At 51.2% G+C, this 18,311-nt stretch carries 16 protein-coding genes; 3 read left to right on the top strand and 13 right to left on the bottom strand.

Annotated elements, in window-relative coordinates; all coding sequences use genetic code 11:
* Positions 1-37: 37 nt before the first annotated feature.
* Positions 38-997, top strand: coding sequence for an alcohol dehydrogenase catalytic domain-containing protein (locus JUF22_RS08935; RefSeq protein WP_203645736.1), 960 nt, complete (start codon positions 38-40; stop codon positions 995-997).
* A gap of 125 nt (positions 998-1,122) precedes the next feature.
* Positions 1,123-1,656 (top strand): hypothetical protein, encoded by a 534-nt coding sequence (locus JUF22_RS08930; RefSeq protein ID WP_203645734.1) that lies wholly within the window; start codon positions 1,123-1,125, stop codon positions 1,654-1,656.
* A gap of 95 nt (positions 1,657-1,751) precedes the next feature.
* Here the strand turns inward: JUF22_RS08930 and xerS are convergent, their stop codons facing one another.
* The 9 genes from xerS to parE all read right to left on the bottom strand — a co-directional run bounded on the left by xerS (position 1,752) and on the right by parE (position 12,979).
* Positions 1,752-2,816 (bottom strand): tyrosine recombinase XerS, encoded by a 1,065-nt coding sequence (gene xerS / locus JUF22_RS08925; RefSeq protein WP_203645732.1) that lies wholly within the window; start codon positions 2,814-2,816, stop codon positions 1,752-1,754.
* A 1,272-nt stretch (positions 2,817-4,088) separates the two neighbouring features.
* Complete coding sequence (locus tag JUF22_RS08920; RefSeq protein ID WP_203645724.1) at positions 4,089-4,535, bottom strand: NUDIX hydrolase; 447 nt, start codon at positions 4,533-4,535, stop codon at positions 4,089-4,091.
* A gap of 41 nt (positions 4,536-4,576) precedes the next feature.
* A complete protein-coding gene (msrA, locus tag JUF22_RS08915; RefSeq protein WP_203645722.1) occupies positions 4,577-5,098 on the bottom strand; it encodes a peptide-methionine (S)-S-oxide reductase MsrA in 522 nt (173 codons plus the stop codon).
* Positions 5,099-5,117: 19 nt separating this feature from the next.
* The gene (msrB, locus tag JUF22_RS08910; RefSeq protein ID WP_203645720.1) at positions 5,118-5,564 is read right to left on the bottom strand and encodes a peptide-methionine (R)-S-oxide reductase MsrB; all 447 of its coding nucleotides are present in this window, start codon (positions 5,562-5,564) and stop codon (positions 5,118-5,120) included.
* Positions 5,565-5,745: 181 nt separating this feature from the next.
* Positions 5,746-6,321, bottom strand: coding sequence for a matrixin family metalloprotease (locus JUF22_RS08905; protein WP_203645718.1), 576 nt, complete (start codon positions 6,319-6,321; stop codon positions 5,746-5,748).
* A 147-nt stretch (positions 6,322-6,468) separates the two neighbouring features.
* Positions 6,469-7,398, bottom strand: a complete 930-nt coding sequence (locus tag JUF22_RS08900) for a manganese-dependent inorganic pyrophosphatase (RefSeq protein WP_203645716.1) — start codon at positions 7,396-7,398, stop codon at positions 6,469-6,471.
* A 34-nt stretch (positions 7,399-7,432) separates the two neighbouring features.
* Complete coding sequence (locus JUF22_RS08895) at positions 7,433-8,392, bottom strand: LysR family transcriptional regulator (RefSeq protein WP_125762626.1); 960 nt, start codon at positions 8,390-8,392, stop codon at positions 7,433-7,435.
* 139 nt (positions 8,393-8,531) lie between these two features.
* Positions 8,532-10,979 carry a DNA topoisomerase IV subunit A gene (parC, locus tag JUF22_RS08890; RefSeq protein ID WP_203645714.1) on the bottom strand — a complete coding sequence of 816 codons (2,448 nt, stop codon included), beginning with the start codon at positions 10,977-10,979 and terminating at the stop codon, positions 8,532-8,534.
* A 26-nt stretch (positions 10,980-11,005) separates the two neighbouring features.
* Complete coding sequence (parE, locus tag JUF22_RS08885; protein WP_203645712.1) at positions 11,006-12,979, bottom strand: DNA topoisomerase IV subunit B; 1,974 nt, start codon at positions 12,977-12,979, stop codon at positions 11,006-11,008.
* 269 nt (positions 12,980-13,248) lie between these two features.
* On the opposite strand from parE, the gene plsY reads away from it, so the two are divergent.
* Positions 13,249-13,875 carry a glycerol-3-phosphate 1-O-acyltransferase PlsY gene (plsY, locus tag JUF22_RS08880; RefSeq protein ID WP_203645710.1) on the top strand — a complete coding sequence of 209 codons (627 nt, stop codon included), beginning with the start codon at positions 13,249-13,251 and terminating at the stop codon, positions 13,873-13,875.
* A gap of 70 nt (positions 13,876-13,945) precedes the next feature.
* On the opposite strand, the gene JUF22_RS08875 is transcribed toward plsY, so the two are convergent.
* The 4 genes from JUF22_RS08875 to xerC form a co-directional block, all read right to left on the bottom strand.
* Positions 13,946-14,821, bottom strand: coding sequence for an aldose 1-epimerase family protein (locus JUF22_RS08875; protein ID WP_203645708.1), 876 nt, complete (start codon positions 14,819-14,821; stop codon positions 13,946-13,948).
* A 161-nt stretch (positions 14,822-14,982) separates the two neighbouring features.
* Positions 14,983-16,395: an ATP-dependent protease ATPase subunit HslU gene (gene hslU / locus JUF22_RS08870; RefSeq protein WP_203645706.1), complete on the bottom strand. Its 1,413-nt coding sequence runs from the start codon at positions 16,393-16,395 to the stop codon at positions 14,983-14,985.
* Positions 16,396-16,413: 18 nt separating this feature from the next.
* Positions 16,414-16,956, bottom strand: a complete 543-nt coding sequence (gene hslV, locus JUF22_RS08865; protein WP_125762638.1) for an HslVU peptidase proteolytic subunit — start codon at positions 16,954-16,956, stop codon at positions 16,414-16,416.
* 19 nt (positions 16,957-16,975) lie between these two features.
* The gene (gene xerC, locus JUF22_RS08860; protein WP_203645704.1) at positions 16,976-17,908 is read right to left on the bottom strand and encodes a tyrosine recombinase XerC; all 933 of its coding nucleotides are present in this window, start codon (positions 17,906-17,908) and stop codon (positions 16,976-16,978) included.
* Between the last annotated feature and the right edge of the window lie 403 nt (positions 17,909-18,311).

The following is an 18,311-nucleotide window of genomic DNA, read 5'->3' as shown; positions in this document are numbered from 1 at the left end:
ATTCAGTTTTTTTGAAAAATGAAGGGAAGATCACACCATGCATGCGGTAGTCGTTAATCGGCCAGGTGGGCCAGAAGTTTTAGAATACACGGAGGTCCCAACCCCCGCGGTTCGACCGGGCTGGACCCGGGTTAAAGTTCGGGGATTTGGCATCAATCATTCAGAAATTTTTACGCGAGAGGGCAAGTCACCTTCTGTGCGGTTTCCCCGCATATTAGGAATTGAAGTTGTTGGTACGGTGGATGAAACCAGTGCACCAGATCAATTTCAAATTGGTCAAACCGTTGTTTCCTTAATGGGCGAAATGGGTCGGGCCTTTGATGGCAGTTATGCCGAATATGTTTTGCTGCCTAACGACCAGGTATACCCGATTAAGACTAAGCTAGACTGGGCGCAACTGGCAGCGGTGCCCGAGACCTTCTACACGGCGTTTGGTATCTATCAGAGCTTACGCTTGCAGACGGGTGACCGCGTGTTGATTCGGGCCGCTACTAGTGGCGTGGGCGTCGCGGTGCTAAAATTAATGAAAGCATCCGGCTTGAATCTGTCAGTCACGGGGACTTCGCGCTCGACGCGTAAAGATGACGCTCTGAAGCAGCTCGGGATTGATCAGGTCCTGCACACGCCCGACGCTAACGTTTTGCCGGCAGAAGCGGGTGAATTCGACAAGATTGTGGACTTGATGGGTCCCTCAGCCGTACGGGATTCCCTGCAGCACACGGCTGAATGGGGCATCGTCAGCGCAACCGGGGAGCTCGGTGGCGTTTGGACGCTGGATGGTTTCGATCCCATCATGGACATCCCCAACAATCGTTATCTGACGGGATTCTATTCGGGTCACGTGGATGCCACACGTATTCAAACCTTATTCGACTTCATCGCAGAACATCAGGTTGATGTGACCCCAGATCACGTCTTTACGCTAGTTGAAACGCGAGCCGCTCATGAGTATTTGGCGACTAGCGAGGGACTTGGTAAGGTTGTCGTGTTGCCGTAGATTTAATTTGTTGAAGATAAGTAAAAATGGTCAACCCCAATGTGGATTGACCATTTTTTAGGTTCAAGGTGTATACTATAAAAATAGTTTTAATCACTTAAATAAATAGCTTAAGGAGTTTAACGATGCAAAATTTAGATTTGACCAATTTGGTGTTGGGTGCCTGGTTGCTTTTCGTTGTGATTAAACGGCAACTTGCTCCCAAGGTAGTTCGTTTTAAAATGTCATTCTTTGTACTGGTCACGCTTTTGGGAGCCGCATCAATTGGCGATGCCTTCAACAAACAGCATCTACAGATCAGTCCTTCGCAGGCGGTTGTCTTTGGTGGCTTGAGTTTAGCTAGTGCAATCATTTTTGCCCTATTACGAGCCTGGTCCTATCGCTTCTGGGTGGATAATAATGGGCTAGTAATACGCCAAGGGAATTGGCTGACGTTGGTCTGGTGGGTCGTCGGTATCGCCGGCCACTTGGGTGTTGATCGGTTATGGACCGGTAGTTCAGTCACGTTATTACTCTATTTGGGTGTCACCTTGCTGGTGCAACGCGGGTGTGTCTGGTGGTTAGCTAGCCAGAAATATCCAACGGAGATGCGCGCCAATGCTGAGCTTCAAGCTGAGCGGCATCATGACCGTAGTAGAAGAAAGCGCCGTCGGGAATAAATTAACGATATTTTTTAAACTACTGAACAATAAAAATGGCTAACTCCGAGAAAATTGTCAGAGTTAGTCATTTTGTGGTAGTACAGTCAATTCGCTCACATTTTCTCCAACCCATGCCGCTGCTCCTCATCAATGATATGGGTGTACAGTCCAGTCGCACTAGTTGAGTTTTGTCCCAACTGGGTGGCCACGAGCTGTTCATTCTTGGTGGCGAGGTAGAGTTTTGAGGCTAACGTGTGCCGGAGCTTATGTGGCGTGATGCGGACCTTAAACGCAGAGGAGTACTTGGCCACCATTTTTTCCATGGAATTGGCCTGCATGCGCGAGGCCTGACCGCGATAGCTACTGAGAAATAAGGCCCGGTCGCTACTGGTAGCGTGATAAATCGCCGTGCGGTGGTCGACGTAGTCTTGAATGTAAGGCAACGTCCACGGCGCAATCGGCACGGTATCCCGTTGGCCACCCTTACGAACCACCCCAATCGTCCCCGTCTTCAGGTTCAGGTGGCGCAGGTCAGCATTGGCGGCTTCTGAAACGCGCAAGCCGCTGCCCAACAGGAGGGCGTTGATGGCCAGGTCACGCTGTTTATCCCGGTGAAAATACCGTTTCTTAGCCGGCGATAACAGGCCTTCGTATTTTTCGTCGATAAAAGCCAGGTAATCATGATCCGTGTTGCCCAGCATGAGCTTAGTCTTTAAGTTGGCCGCTCGGGTCGCATAGGTCTCACTGGTTCGCACCAGGGCAATCTTGTGCATCACGTTACGGTCGAAGTAGGCTTCACCGTGCTCGTCCTCGGTATCTTCCGTCAGGTACTTGAAGAGCGACGAGAGGGCGTTTAACGAGCGATTGATGGTTGGATGCGTTCGGCTGCCAGGGGCGCCAGTGAGCTTGGTTTGATTCAGCAGGGCAGACTTGTACAACTCAACGGTTTCTTTTTTTAAAGTGGCCAGCACCTGAATATCAATGTCAGCGGGACAGGTGGCCGGCGTCAAGCCTTCACTGATCAGCCAGTTGAAGAAGCGCCGGTACTCGGTTAGATATTGATAGAGGGTGGCTGGGGACAGGGGCACGGTCGCCTTGGCCTGGTAGTATTCCTGGACATACCAGGGCGCGATGGCCAGTTCTTCGCTAATTAATTTTAAATAATGTTGCTTCTCCATAGAAGTGGCCTCCAAACATATGTTCTCATATTTTATATGATACCGGTGAATGACCAAATTAGCAAGTCCCCCGTCTTATTTTTGGCTACTACTATCTTTAAAATATTTGTTTTAATGAAAGTAGTGGTTTGAATGGGACCGGTATGACCTGAGGAGCTAGTTGGCGTGTTCAGTTGCAAAATGCCCGTGATGCCTGTTATATAGGGATTTCAACGGTATTTAGGATATGTTTTATGTTGAGGAGCATGATTACTTATGGTACTTTTAAAATTGACAGATGGCCGTTAAATGCTGATATATCAGCATTCGCTGGAAGCTCAAGTTACTAATCATGTGCTAGCAACATCGCATGAAATTGACAATCAGCATAAGCCGTAAACACTGTTGCAACGGCGTTTAGGCCCATAACACGTCACATATGTTTCATCTTAAGCTAGGAGAAACGCGTTGTCTGAATGCCAGCTGAGCCTGCATTTATTCAAAACCCAATCCCAATTAACCAGTCACTGATACCCACGCCGGCGATGAAAATCATCAGCAATGTCTACGTGTATCCGTTAGACAGACCATGTAGATCATCTAGCCGACTAAGCTCAGCAACTGCCATCACCGAGCCAGGTAGCAAGTACTTTCCAATCACTGACTAGTAATCCGCGTTCATCTGGTACTTTAGCTTAAGAACCGGCAGCAATCCCACAGGACCAACTGCTATCGGAATCGACTGTCATAACGTGATTTTGGACGTTGATTCTAAGCACACGTTCAGACTTTAGACGGAGACCTGACCATGAAATTGACGGAGAATCCGCCTGTAATTTGACGATTTTGGCTGGTCTTAGCTGGTGAATAGGTTTGCGGACAGCATGCAGTCGTGGCGGCAGTACTTAAGTGAAATTAAACCGATTTAGCTGCGAACAGCTGGATTACGGTCAGTAAGTTTGCAAGTTAGTTTTAGTTAGCGGAGACGCAAGCAATCTGCTGAGCATCATGATCGTTAGACACACGTATGTCGTCAGCAACTTGCTGTTCAACTTGGCTAACATGTTTTTCAAATCAGTAACAGCAAGTCCATAAGTAGCATTGCACAAAACAGCGACGCACATCAAAGAAAGGGCACGGCCATTCTTCATGCCTAAATCAGAAAACTATTCTACTTTACATAATATATATTATCGAAAGTAGTGGTTCACTCAAAAAAATACCGCCCTAGAGCCAAAATAAAAAATCAGCTGGCAAATTGTCTAATGACTTTTCACCACCTGATTTTTTTAGTTAACGTTTCTCTATCGCCAACACGTTTAAAATTCGTTGCGTGATTGGCGTTAAGTTTGCTGGCATTGCTTCCCAGTCAAAAAACTTGGCGTCGCTGGTTTCATCTTCATCGCCGCTGGGTTCACCAGTCGCTGTCAGCGCGTACACGACCGTGACCGAATCTATTTGGTCACCGTTGGGATATTGATATTGCATGCCGGAGCCGCTCACGACCGTCAACAAATTTGCCGACTGCGCCACCAGACCCGTTTCTTCATGTAATTCACGTTTGGCCGTGGTCAGCGTGCTTTCATTTAATTCCTTGGATCCGGCTGGCAAGCCCCAAGCATGATTGTCCGTTCGTTTGACTAACAAAAGCGCTTGCTGTCGTTGGACGATGGCCGCAGCACCAACCACGATCAACGGTTCGGCGCCGACTTGTTGGCGTAAATCTAATACATAACCCACACGTCTTCACCAACCTTTATTTGTATTTACCAAAAAGCGTTTTAATGCCATTTATTCTGAATAAAGTCCTGACGGCCGCCCATTTCCTCAATCTGATAACGGAACGGGTTCTTCCGGTAGAAGCCTTGGTGTTCCTCTTCGGCCGGATAAAATGGCTGCACGTCTTCAATCTGCGTCACGATGGGCTCATCAAAGCGTCCACTACTGGCTAAGGCCGCCTTAGAGGCTTCAGCCGCTTGACGTTGGGCCGGGCCATCAACGAAAATCACGGGCCGGTAACTGTCGCCCCGGTCCTGAAACTGGCCGCTGGCGTCGGTTGGGTCCGTTTGGCGCCAATAAATTTCAACCAGGTCCGCGTAACCGATGACGGTCGGATCAAAGGTAATTTTCACGGCTTCGGTGTGACCGGTCGTATGACTGGCCACTTCGGCGTACGTGGGATTGACCGTGTGACCGCCAGTAAAGCCGGAAACGACCGACTGAATCCCTGGCTGGGTGTCAAATGGCTGAACCATACACCAGAAGCAGCCGCCCGCAAAAATTGCGGTTTCTGTTTGTGCCATGTGGAGACCTCCCGTTTCGTTATTTGTCAAAGAGTTGGGCAAAGTTGTGATAGCCCTTAGCTTCCAGCTGATCAGCCGGAATGAACTTTAGGGCAGCGGAATTGATGCAATAGCGCAAACCACCCTGGTCCTGTGGGCCGTCGGTAAAGACGTGACCCAAGTGAGAACCGGCGTCCGTGCTCCGAACTTCTTGGCGCGACATGCCAAATGAATGGTCCGTGTTTTCGGTCACGTGACTGGCATCGATGGGCTTGGTGAAGGATGGCCACCCACAGCCCGCGTCGTACTTATCCGTTGAGCTGAATAGCGGTTGACCACTCACCACGTCCACGTAGATGCCTGGCTCGTAAAAGGCATCATACTTACCGGTGAACGCTGCCTCAGTGGCCGCGTGTTGGGTCACCGCGTACTCTTCAGCGGTCAAGCGTTGCTTTAAATCGGCTTGACTCTCTTTTTCTTCTGCCATACTGAATTCCTCCAATCAATTGTGTGCAACTTATTAGTTCTATTATCAGTCTAAAACTTTTACCGTTAAACGCAAGTAATTTGTCTAATCGTTTTCTAATAATAAATCAAAAAGTGGTCAGTCGCCATTTCTGACGGAACTGACCACTTCACTGTGAACCGGTTTCTTGTCTAAATTGTTCCTATTCCGCGGATTGTCCGGCTGGAGTCTTGTAACGTAACTCAACGCCCTCAATATCAACCTTCTGAATGCCCACGGCCCGGTTCCGGTAGTACATCACGCTCTTCTTGGACGGGTTGTGCGCGAGCCCCATGGTGTGGCCGAGTTCGTGCTCCGCCACGTGTAGGTCGTCAGAACGTGAGTAGCCGTAAGCCGTAAGCAGAGTTGGGTTCAACGTTGCCGAAACCTTGCGCAAGTAGTCGCGGTTGGCCGTGTATTCGGTCAGCCCAACGTCTTCGCCTAAGGTCTTGGCTTGGGCAACTGAGGCGGTTGTCAGGTCAATTTGGGCATTTCCCTTAGTGCCCGCCTTGAAATGAAAGGCCCCCGTGTGATTCCAAGCAGAAATGGCTGATTCCCAAATCTTGCGGTAATAGTTGGACTTCGTGGTGATCACGTAAGTCGCCTGATTTTCCGCAAATCGTTCCGGACCAAATGGGGTCACGCCAGCCGCTAAGGCAATGCTGCCCCCAATCTGCGTAATCAACAACAAAACCGTCGTTACGATGGTTAGAACTCCTCGGTACCAATTTCTCAACATACCAAGTCCCTCTCTCTTAAAGGAGGATGCCTGGCGGCTACCATCGCCCCGTATTATAGCCTGGCTCGGTCAAAAAAGACGACTAAAAACGCCCAATCACGCTGAAAAAATCGTGGTTGGGCGTTTCTTAAATGTAAATTTAGCTAATTAAGCGTCGAAAGCAGCGGTCAATGGTGGCACCACTTGCTTCTTCCGGGAAACGACGCCTGGCAAACTTGCCCGGTTGTTGTCCAGCTTGGTGTTGAAGGCCTTTTCGACAACGCTCTTAGGTTCACCGGCAACGATGAGTTCGGAGTCGCTGTTCAAGACGTTGGTGGCTAAGGTAATGAACAAGTCGTAGCCATCAGCGGCCATTTCAGCTTGCATTTCCTTTTCCAAACCAGCTTGACGGTCCAAGACTTCGTTTAAGTCGACCGTGTTGATTTGGCCGATTCGAACGCTCTTGCCAGCCATGTCGAAGGACTTAGCGTCGCCGTCGATCAGTTCCTTGTCGCTCTTGGCAGCCAGGTTAGTCCCGGCCTTTAACATCTCGATACCGTAGCTTTGCACGTCGACATCGGCGATTTCAGCCAAGGCGCGAACGGCTTCGCGGTCCTTGTCAGTCGTGGTTGGGGATTGTAATAACAAGGTGTCTGAGATGATAGCAGAAAGCATCAAGCCAGCTAATTTAGCAGGAATCTCAATCTTTTCTTCGTCAAACATTTCGGTCAAAATCGTGCTCGTGCAACCAACGGGTTCTGCGCGGTAGTACAGTGGCAGGCTCGTTTCAAAGTTGGCGATCCGGTGGTGATCGATGACGTAGCTAACCGTCACCTTGTCCAGGTCAGCCACACTTTGTTGGGCTTCGTTGTGGTCGACTAACATGACTTGGTCGACTTCGTTAGCCACCGTCTTAACCACGCGAGGAGCGGGTTCGTCGAAGTGGTTCAACACGTAGTTGGTTTCCATGTTGGGTTCGCCTAAGGCAACGGCTTCAACATCAAAGCCCTTTTGACTTTGGAAGTAGGCAAATGCCTTGGCTGCAACGATGGCATCCGTATCTGGATTTTGGTGACCGAAAATTAATGCTTTACTCATGAGATAAAACTCCTTTAGCAAATTAGTTTTAAATTTATTGGTTCCGAAGTTGTTTAAGCCGCGAAATGTAGTCGTCCGTGTGTAAGTACCGGTCGAACTGCGCCAAGAAATGGCTGATCCGCGGAATTTCTGCCTTACCCTTGCGGAAGACAAAGGCTAGGTCGAAGCGAATGTTGGGGTCGAAGTGCGCCGTCCAAGTGTTGGGCAGTTCTTCTTGGCCAATCATAAAGGAATTCGGTAAGGCCGTTGACGCTTGCGTCTGCATGGAAAAATGCAAGAGCTGGGTTGGCGTCGTGAAGTTCGCAACGCTCTTGGGAAAATCAGCCAGTTGGTTCTTGTAGGCTTCATGCAGCGCTTGGTTCAGGTAGTACCCGTCCGGATACATGGCCCAAACGTCAGCGGTCGTATCTTTGAACTTGATTCGCCGCTTCTTAGCCAATTGCTCATCATGGTGAATGAACAGCAAGTCATCCGAGATGATCTTCTTGGATTCGTAAGGCTTCCAGTTCTTGATCGAATCATCTGGCAGGTACATGATGGCCAGGTCAATCTTATTGTTTTCAAGGCGTTCCCAAATTTCCTTCCGGGTTAACATGTGGAAGGAAATTTTGAGATCGGGATTGTTCTGGTACGATAAAATCGCGAAGTCTTCAAAGACAGCGTCTTCCATGGAAGCCAACAAACCAATGTTGATTTCCCCCTGAGTCGCACTCGTGGACTGTTGAATCTCGTCCGTAGCCGTGTTTAAGATCCCATAAATCTTGTGGGTGGCGTCTAACATGGTATAACCCGCATCAGACAACCGCAATTTTTTGCCGACTGAATAGAATAAGGGCGCGCCCACCGTGCGTTCCAGCTTCTTGATCTGCTGAGTCAAGGCGGGTTGCGTAATCCCTAAAATCTGGGCAGCCTGCGTGTAATTCATGGTTTCTGCCAGCTGTAAGAAATACGTTAAGGTTTTAGAAGAAAAGATACTTTCCTGTTTCGTCTTCATCCGTTTTTTCTCCTTATGATCGGCCTCGCACCACAATCGTACCAGGTCAACCTAATGGTTACTATTAATCTATATAATAGGCCGTTTCCAGAAAAAGCGCAACGATTTCTCCTCGCAAATCCCCGACTATCCCTGAATTCTAATCAAGAACTAACTCAGTTGGTTTAACGCGTAACCGAACTGGTTGGCCTTCAACGTCTGTGTCGACCACGAATGACCCGTTGGAGTAGCGCCCACTCAGCGGATGATCCGTTGGCATGACGTCGTGGGTCCGCTCGCGACTTGTAATGATTTCCAGTGCAGGATTGCCGCTAGGAATCGTCATGAAGTCCACGATTTGGTGCGGATCACGTTTCAGTTCACGTAAGACGATGACACCGCGACGGGCGCGACTCGTCACGGAGATTTCCTTCATAGCTAAACGCTTGAAAGCACCGCGGGTCGTGACCATGGCAATGGTATCACTATCGGTGACCAAGGCCAGGTTAACGACCTCATCGTCATCACGTAGATCCATGGACCGGACCCCGGTCGTGCGGGCCCCGTTGACGGAAACTTCATCAATGGCGTAGCGCAAGGCGTAACCGTTCTTGGAGACCAGCATGATGCCCTGCTCGATGGGTTCCGTGAGGTATTTGACCGCCACGACCCGTGAGTCAGCGGTCTTGAGCTTTTCGTAGGTGGCCGCGCGACTCTTGTAGGTCCGACCAGGTGTCAGGTCGGTGAAGGCCGTTTGCTTGATGTAGCCATCGCTGGTGGCAATCAGGAAGCGCCCGGGTTCCTTCAGCGTCTTGAAGGCAAAGGTGGCCACAATTTCTTCGTCGGGAGCGAGCCCGATTGTTTGCGAAATGTGTTCCCCGGTCTCCTTCCACTTCACATCACTGATTTCGTGGACGGGCCGGTAGATGAGGTTCCCCTTGCTGGTAAACATCATCAGGTGATTCAACGTGCTGAGTTTTTCTAAGAAGATTGGGTAATCTTCGTCCTTCAGCCCGTTATCGGCGGGATCGGAGGCCGTGTATGACCGGACGCCAGACCGCTTTAAGTAACCGTCATGACTGACCAGAACCACAACTTCTTCGTCGGCAACCGTAACCGTGGTCTTGATCTTCAAGTCCTCGATTTGGTCTTGAATCTCAGTCCGACGGGGGTTCCGGTATTCCTTGGCAATGGCCTTGAGCTCTTTGCGGAGCACGGCGTTTAACGTCTTGGGTTCTGCCAAAATCTGGTGATACTCTTCAATGGCCGCACTCAACTTAGCCGATTCAGCCTCTAACTGAGTCACGTCGGTATTGGTTAACCGATACAACTGTAAGGCCACGATAGCGTCGGCTTGTTTTTCAGAAAAATCGTAGGCCGAAACTAAGTTGTCCCGGGCATCGCGCCGGTCTTTGCTGGCCCGAATCGTCTTGATCACTTGGTCTAAGATCGACAAGGCTTTGATCAGCCCAATCACGATGTGCTGCCGGTCTTGGGCCTTAGTCAGGTTGTACTGGGTCCGCCGCGTGATAACGTCGCGTTGGTGCTCCAGGTACGCCGTCAAAATGGTCTTGAGACCGACGTGCTCTGGGCGCATGTGGTTGATAGCCACCATGTTAAAGTTGTAGGTGATTTGTAATTCGGTGTTCTTGAACAGGTAGTTCAGGACCCCTTGGGCATCGGCGTCACGCTTGAGCTCGATGGCAATTCGCAGGCCGTCCCGGTCGGTTTCGTCCCGGACTTCTGCCAGGCCTTCAACCTTTTTGTTCAAGCGAATTTCATCAATCTTCTTGACCAATTGGGCCTTGTTTACTTCGTAAGGAATCTCGGTGACCGTGATCTGGTTCTTGTTCCCACGCAGGGGTTCAATGGCCGTCTTAGACCGAACCACAACGCGACCGCGTCCCGTTTCATACGCCTTAACGATGCCATCTTTCCCTTGAATGATCCCCCCAGTTGGAAAATCGGGGCCTTGAACAAAGGTCATCAGTTCTTCCAGTTTGGCCTTGGGGTGGCTGAGGAGGTAGATCAGGGCATCCACGACCTCGCCCAAGTTGTGCGGCGGAATCTCCGTGGCATAACCGGCAGAAATCCCGGTGGAACCGTTGACTAACAGGTTAGGAATCCGGGCAGGGAGCACAGTTGGTTCGTACTCGGTATCATCAAAGTTCAACACCATGTCGACCGTGTCTTTATCGATATCCCGCAACATTTCACCGGCTAATTTGCTTAACCGGGCTTCGGTATATCGCATGGCAGCGGCCGGATCCCCGTCCATGGACCCGTTGTTCCCGTGCATTTCAACCAGGGGTTCACGGACCTTCCAGTCCTGGCTCATCCGGGTCAGCGCTTCGTAAATGGAGCTGTCACCATGGGGATGAAAATTACCCATGACGTTTCCGACAGACTTGGCAGACTTCCGGAAGCCCTTTTCGTAGGTGTTGCCGTCCTTATTCATGGAGAATAGGATGCGGCGTTGAACCGGCTTTAACCCGTCACGAATGTCGGGTAACGCCCGTTCCTGAATGATTGACTTGGAGTAACGACCAAAGCGGTCGCCCATAACTTCTTCCAAGGTTAGTTCTTGAATTTTTTGTCCTTCACTCACAGATGTTTACTCCTTTCGCCGGTTCGCTAGTCGTCAGACTTGGAAGCTTTATCGTTTTCCAATAGGCTAGTGTCGTCTTCTTCCAACGTAAATTGGACATTGCTTTCGATCCACTTCCGGCGGGGTTCGACCTTGTCCCCCATTAGCGTGGTGACACGGCGTTCGGCCAACGCGGCATCGTCGATTTGAACGCGAATCAGCGTCCGGTTGTCAGGATCCATGGTCGTGGCCCACAGTTGTTCCGCGTCCATTTCCCCTAGCCCTTTGAACCGCTGGAGGTGGTAGCCGTGGTTGGCAATCTTTTTGGTCTTGCCATTCAGTTCATCATTGGTCCAGGCATAATCGATGGTCGGCTTCTTACCAGTCGTCTTGATTTGGTACAACGGTGGCAGGGCAATGTAGACCCGGCCGGCATCAATCATGGGCCGCATGTACTTGTAGAAGAACGTCAGCAATAGGATTTGGATATGAGCCCCATCATCATCGGCATCGGTCATGATAATGATCTTGTCGTAGTTGGCGTCTTCGATGTTAAATTCAGTCCCGACCCCGGCACCAATGGTGTAGATCATAGTACTGATTTCTTCGTTCTTCATGATGTCAGGCAGTTTGGCCTTTTCCGTGTTCAAGACTTTCCCCCGTAAAGGCAGAATGGCTTGGAACTTTCGGTTACGCCCCTGCTTAGCAGACCCACCGGCGGAATCCCCTTCGACCAGGAACAGTTCGTTCTTGGCGGAATTTTTGGATTGGGCGGGGGTGAGCTTCCCAGATAACAGGCGTTCGTGTTTCTTGTGACGCTTGCCGTTACGGCTCTCATCACGGGCCTTACGGGCGGCTTCTCTGGCAGAACGGGCCTGGGTCGACTTCTTGATCAGCATCTTCCCAAAGTCCCCGTTTTCCATCAGGTAATAGCCCAACTGCTCACTGATGACGCTGTCTACGATGGTCCGGGCTTCTGGCGTCCCCAGTTTTTCCTTCGTTTGGCCTTCAAATTGTAACAGGTTTTCGGGCACGCGTAAGGAAATCACGGCGGACAGGCCTTCACGGACATCGGTCCCTTCCAGGTTCTTGTCGCGGTCCTTTAAGAGACCGGTCTTCCGGGCGTATTCGTTAAAGGCCTTGGTCCAGCCACTCCGCATACCGGCTTCGTGGGTTCCGCCATCCTTGGTCCGGACGTTGTTGACGAACGACAGCAGGTTTTCCGTGTAGCCATCGTTGTATTGGGCGGCGACCTCGACTTCAATGCCATCCTTCTTGCCGTCAAAGTACATGACGTCGCCCAGGGTGTCCTTGTCTTCGTTAAGGTAGCCGACAAACTCTTTGATACCGTCTTCAAAATGGTATTCCTCGGCGCGTTCTTGGCCTTCGCGTTCGTCGGTCAGGGTGATCTTGACGCCCTTGAGCAGGAACGCGGATTCCCGGAGCCGTTCGGACAGGGTCCCGAAGTTATAAACGGTCGTGGTGAAAATCTCTTTGTCTGGTTTGAAATCAATCGTGGTCCCGTTGTGAGCCCGCGTGTTGCCCAGTTTCTTCAGGGTGCCTTGTGGATGGCCCCCCTTAGCAAATTTTTCTTGGTAACGCACGCCATCACGGACAATGGTGACCGTCAGCGCACTGGAGAGGGCGTTCACAACGGAAGCCCCGACCCCATGCAGCCCACCGGACGTCTTGTAACCGCCCTGGCCGAATTTACCCCCGGCATGTAGGACGGTCAGAATAACTTCTGGCGTTGGAATCCCGGACGCGTGCATACCTACGGGCATACCCCGGCCGTGATCGACGACGGTAATGCTGTTATCCTGGTGAATCGTCACGTTAATTTCCTTACCGTAACCAGCCAACGCTTCATCGACGGCGTTATCTACGATTTCGTAGACCAAGTGGTGTAAGCCACGGCCGTCGGTTGACCCGATATACATACCAGGACGTTTACGAACAGCTTCCAACCCCTCCAACACTTGGATGGAGGAATCGTCATATTTTGCTTTTGCTTTCGCCATGCGTAAATCCCCTTTACTTTTACTTTTGTCTAAAAAATGGCATACCTACATTTTACCCTAATGCGAACGTATGTTCAAATAAACTGGTCAAACGCCCACGGGTAGGTATCCAGTAACTTCATAATCATACCACAGGAAGCCAAAATCTGGCTAGACTTCTCGAGATAATTGGCGTTCTCGTGAAAACATGCTAAAATATAGTCCAGCTTATCTGCGGCGAGTCCCAGCTATGGCGGCTCCCGTTGCAAGAAAGAGCGGAGGAATAACTTGTGAAATTAATTGGTTTACTCATCGTGGCCTACCTGCTGGGGGCCATTCCCAACGGCGTCTGGGTCGGCAAGGCCTTTTTCCAGACGGATATTCGGCAGTCGGGCTCCGGCAATATTGGCACGACCAACACGTACCGGGTCCTCGGACCTTACGCCGGCACCGCGGTCATGGTGTTAGACATTGCGAAGGGCTCCGTGGCCACCCTACTCCCCACCCTGTTCCACATCACGACCTTCTTAGGAACGGCAACTCCCCTATTGTTTGGGCTGTTCGCGATTCTGGGGCACACCGTCTCCATCTTTGACCACTTCAAGGGTGGCAAGGCCGTGGCCACCTCAGCGGGGATGCTTCTGGCCTATAATCCCATCATGTTCGTGATTGCGGCGGGGTTATGGGTCAGCCTGATCTACTGGACCAGCATGGTCAGTCTGGCCAGCATGATTGCCTTTAGCCTGATCACGCTGATCTCGCTGGCGTTTCAGGATTGGTATCTCACCGGCATTGCCTTGGTCTTGACCGTTTTCGTGTTCTACCGGCACCGGACGAACATCAAGCGTATCAAGGCCGGCACGGAATCCCTGGTTCCCTTTGGCCACGGCTATCATAAGCGGCAAGCCGAAAAGTAATTTAGCACTTATTTATTGAGAAATATAACGGGCTCTCACCGACAATCGTCGCTGGGAGCCCGTTTTTCGTTTAAAAATAAGTGATCTGGTAAGCGGCCTGGAAACTTTCATGGGCAGCTAAGTGGTGAATGGCGACCTTGGTTTCTAAATCACCGGTAGCTTGCACGTCATCGGCTAACCCCCACCAGGGCTCGAAGCAGACGAATGGCGCTTGCTTGGGGTACGGAGACCAGATACCCACGTAAGGGGCGGCTAAGGTCAAGGCAACCCCGTGGTCGTTCACGTGACTGCTTAACATCAGCGTCGTCTCGTGGTTGTTGAGCGTTAAGACCTTGGCATCGTGGTCGAAGAGGTCGTGATCCAAAGCCATGGGTTTCGTCAGATCCATGGGAACGCTGTGCTGGGTATCGCTGTAGGGGCCCACCAGAGGCACACGTTGGTACACCTGCTTGGGTGAGACCGTGACCTGGTAGTCCGTGAAATCAGCGGCAGGATCGCCTAACGGCACGTTAAAACCGGGATGCGCTCCCAGGGAGAACGTTAATGGCGTGTTGGCGGGATTGTCCACGGTCGCCGCAAAGCTTAACTGGTGCGCCACCAGGGTGTACTGGACGGTCAGACTAAAGTCTGCGGGAAACAGTTCCTTGGTCTGGTCGTCGGCCGTCAGCCGCAGGACCACGTGGTCTTCAGCCTGTTCAACGACAGTGAATTCGCGGTCGCGGGCAAAGCCGTGTTGCGTCATATGATAGGTTTTGCCATCAAGCCGGTACTGATTGTCCTGCAGCCGCCCAACGATGGGAAATAAAATTGGCGCGTGGCGGCCCCAGTAAGTCTTATCCGCCTGCCACATGTACTCCAGGTGGCTCTCGTTGTCCTGCACGCTGGTCAGTTCGGCCCCGAGCGGGTTGATTTTAACCGTTAAGAAATCATTTTTTAGTGTAAGCATTGTCGCACAACCTCCAACTAACTTGTCTTTCTTTAATCATGGACCAAATTGGCCTAGTTGTCTAGTCCAATTTTCACTTTTTGGGAAACGCTTTCGCCAAAAATCCTGCCAGTTCTGGTGGACAGAAAAAGACCCAGACAGTCGTCTGAGTCCTTGCGTGTTTAGAGAATGTAACGGGACAGGTCCTTGTTTTGCACGATGTCCCCAATTTTATCGTTGACGTAGTTTTCGGTGATGGTCACATCGCCTGAGCCCATGTCTGGCCCTTCGTAGAGCAGGTCTTCCAGGAGCTTTTCCAGAACGGTTTGTAACCGCCGAGCGCCAATGTTTTGGTTCTCATGGTTCAGCTCGAAGGCCAGTTCAGCGATGCGTTCGATGGCTTCCATGGTAAATGTGACCTTGACGTTGTCGGTGCCAATCAAGGCGATGTATTGCTTGATCAGCGCGTTGTTGGGTTCGGTCAGAATCCGGACAAAGTCGGCCTTGCTCAGGTCGTTTAATTCGACCCGGATTGGGAAACGACCTTGCAGTTCAGCAATCAGATCGCTTGGCTTGGATTCCGCGAAGGCGCCGGCCGCGATGAAGAGAATGTGGTCGGTGTCAATCGTGCCGTACTTGGTCTTGACCTGCGTCCCTTCGACGATTGGCAAGATATCACGTTGGACCCCTTCACGGGAAACGTCGCCGCTGTTTTGGCTACTGCCCTTGGCAATCTTATCAATTTCATCGAGGAAGATGATCCCGGTGTTTTCGGCCCGCTTGATGGCATCGTGGTTGATGTCAGCGTTGTTGACCAACTTCTCGGATTCTTCGGAAACCAAAATTTCCCGTGCTTCGGCGACGGTGACCGTCCGCTTGATGCGCTTCTTCGGCATGATTGACCCCAGGGTGTCGCTCAGGTCGATACCCATTTGGCCCATCATGTTGTTATCAGTCGCGTTAGCTTGTTGCGGGTCGTCCATTTCGATTTCAACCATGTGGTCTTCTAACAGACCCTTGTTCAGTTGATCAGCAATGGAGAGCCGTTCGTTGCGCACGTCATCGGTGACCTCTTCCGTGTCGCTAGGGGCCGTTGGCGTTTGCCCGTTTTGCATTTGGCTAAACATGTTCATCATGTTAGCGAAGTCGTTGTTGTTCTTGTTTTCCTTTTGTTTAGCGGGTGCTAGGAGCTTAACCAGGCGCTTGTTGGCGGCCTGAATGGCATCGCTGCGCACGTTCTTAAATTGGTCTTGCTTTTCCATCGTCACGGACACTTCAACTAGGTCGCGGACCATGGATTCCACGTCACGCCCCACGTAGCCGACTTCCGTAAACTTGCTGGCTTCGACCTTGGTAAAGGGAGCGTGGACGATTTTAGCTAACCGACGGGCAATTTCAGTTTTCCCGACCCCGGTCGGTCCAATCATCAACATGTTCTTAGGTGAAATTTCTTCTTGCATGGCAGCATCTAACTGCATGCGCCGGTAACGGTTACGTAAGGCAATCGCGATGGCTTTTTTGGCGTCGTCCTGACCGATAACGTATTGATCTAATAGGCCGACAACTTCTTTAGGCGTTTTATTAATGGCGTCCACTTTGGTTCCTCCGTTCAATTAAAGTTCTTCTGAAATAACGTGATCGTTGGTAAAGATATCGATGCCCCCAGCAATGTGGATGGCACTTTCAGCGATTTCCTTGGCGCTCATTTCCTGGTTGTGGTGGTGTAAGGCCGTCGCAGCGGCTAAGGCAAAGTTGCCACCAGAACCGATGGCTAAGATGTCGTCATCAGGCGCGATGACTTCACCGGAACCGGAAACTAATAACATTTCGTCCTTGTCCATGACGATCAGTAAGGCTTCCAACTTTTGTAAAGCTTGATCGGAACGCCACTGCTTAGCGAGTTCAACGGCGGCCCGTTGAAGGTTCCCACTGTATTCGGTCAGTTGGGCTTCGAACTTTTCTTCCAAATTGAAGGCGTCAGCCACACTGCCGGCGAACCCGACAACGACTTGGTTGTTGTAGATCCGGCGAATCTTGTGGGCGGTCCCCTTCATGATAACTTTTTCGCCCATGGTGACTTGCCCGTCACCGGCCATGGCGTTGTGGCCATTATGCCGAACGGCACAGATGGTCGTGGCTTCAAATTTTACTGGCATAGTTTAATCGATCTCCTTATCATGGCTTGGTTTCTTTAGATTTATCTTCGGTGGCTCGCGGGAAGAACTGGCGATAATCGCGCTGCAAGTGCTCACGAGTCACATGGGTGTAAATTTGCGTGGTCGAGAGGCTGCTGTGACCTAATAGTTCTTGAACCGACCGCAAGTCGGCCCCTCGGTTTAACAGGTGCGTGGCAAACGTGTGCCGCAACATGTGGGGATGAATCTCCGTAGTCAACGTACTGCGTTTGATAATCTGGTTCAGCAGGTACGTCACACCGGCGGGGGTCAGCTGCTGGCCCCGGTGATTGATAAAGACAAACGCGTGTGTCTCCTGGTGCTGCGCCATGATGGGCGTTCGCGCGGCGGTAAAGTACTGCTGCAGGGCGTCGCTAGCGTAGTGGCCAAACGGGACGTAGCGTTCCTTGTTACCCTTCCCATGAATCAACATGATCCGGTTGTCAAAATCAATATCGGGCAGCGTTAAATTTACACACTCGCTGACCCGAATCCCGGTGCCATACAGGACTTCTAGCAATGCCGAATCGCGAGTGGCCAGCTGTTCATTCGGGTTGGCCCCCGCGGCCGCAAACAACGCGGTCATTTCCCGTTCGTAGAAGAACCGTGGTAAATGATTCTGGTGGTGCTTGAGCTGGACGTAGGCAAAGGGATCATCCTTGGCTTGCCCATTGCTCATCAAGAAGTTGTACAGTGACCGCAACGTGGAGAGCTTCCGGGCAATCGTCGTCCGGGCATAGTGCCGGTCGTACAGATCACTCAGATAAACCTCGACGTCTAACTGGTCAATCGCCGTCCACGCCTTGGTTCCCCCGTTGTCCGCGAGGAACTTGGTGAACTCCTCAAGGTCTTCGCGGTACGCTTTGACCGTTTCCGGTGAATATTGTCGCTCACCTTGTAAATACGTTAAAAACGCTGTGATGGCCTGGTCCACGTGAACACCTCCCTGCTACCTGTTCTCAATGCTAGCAAACGCACCGAAAAAACACAACTAACTCATCAGGCTTTTCATCTTGGACTGTCTCAGGTCACTCGCCTCCGGGAGGGTGAAAACTGAGCCGGAACGCTGTGGGCGCCGCCTGGAGCCAAAAAGCGGTCTCCAGGCTTACTTTGAGCCGAGGATCACGTCTCAAAGATAGCAGTTACCTAAGCGGGGAACCCGCTAAGGTAACTCCCACGGCTAAGCTCATTTTCACCCTCCCTGCGGCTAACACTGGTTCAGCCCGTAAACGGTGGTTTGCGTTTTATGTTGTCATTGTGTCCCATACGAGGCTGCACCAGATTCAAATGATAATCGTGTTAACGCAAACAGGCTTGTCAGACATCTCCACAACTTG

This window comes from Levilactobacillus lanxiensis (assembly GCF_016861655.1).
In the GTDB taxonomy this organism is placed as follows: domain Bacteria; phylum Bacillota; class Bacilli; order Lactobacillales; family Lactobacillaceae; genus Levilactobacillus; species Levilactobacillus lanxiensis.
The sequence above is the reverse complement of the archived record's forward strand: the minus strand, read 5'-3'. Positions and strand labels throughout refer to the sequence as shown.

What these genes read in the sequence shown, in the direction of transcription:
- JUF22_RS08930 (WP_203645734.1), top strand. Translation starts at nt 1,123, where the DNA reads ATGCAAAATTTAGATTTGACCAATTTGGTGTTGGGTGCCTGGTTGCTT.
- JUF22_RS08905 (WP_203645718.1), bottom strand. Translation starts at nt 6,321, where the DNA reads ATGTTGAGAAATTGGTACCGAGGAGTTCTAACCATCGTAACGACGGTT.
- JUF22_RS08900 (WP_203645716.1), bottom strand. Translation starts at nt 7,398, where the DNA reads ATGAGTAAAGCATTAATTTTCGGTCACCAAAATCCAGATACGGATGCC.
- hslV (WP_125762638.1), bottom strand. Translation starts at nt 16,956, where the DNA reads ATGCCAGTAAAATTTGAAGCCACGACCATCTGTGCCGTTCGGCATAAT.
- JUF22_RS08875 (WP_203645708.1), bottom strand. Translation starts at nt 14,821, where the DNA reads ATGCTTACACTAAAAAATGATTTCTTAACGGTTAAAATCAACCCGCTC.
- msrA (WP_203645722.1), bottom strand. Translation starts at nt 5,098, where the DNA reads ATGGCACAAACAGAAACCGCAATTTTTGCGGGCGGCTGCTTCTGGTGT.
- msrB (WP_203645720.1), bottom strand. Translation starts at nt 5,564, where the DNA reads ATGGCAGAAGAAAAAGAGAGTCAAGCCGATTTAAAGCAACGCTTGACC.
- parE (WP_203645712.1), bottom strand. Translation starts at nt 12,979, where the DNA reads ATGGCGAAAGCAAAAGCAAAATATGACGATTCCTCCATCCAAGTGTTG.
- JUF22_RS08935 (WP_203645736.1), top strand. Translation starts at nt 38, where the DNA reads ATGCATGCGGTAGTCGTTAATCGGCCAGGTGGGCCAGAAGTTTTAGAA.
- xerS (WP_203645732.1), bottom strand. Translation starts at nt 2,816, where the DNA reads ATGGAGAAGCAACATTATTTAAAATTAATTAGCGAAGAACTGGCCATC.
- JUF22_RS08895 (WP_125762626.1), bottom strand. Translation starts at nt 8,392, where the DNA reads ATGAAGACGAAACAGGAAAGTATCTTTTCTTCTAAAACCTTAACGTAT.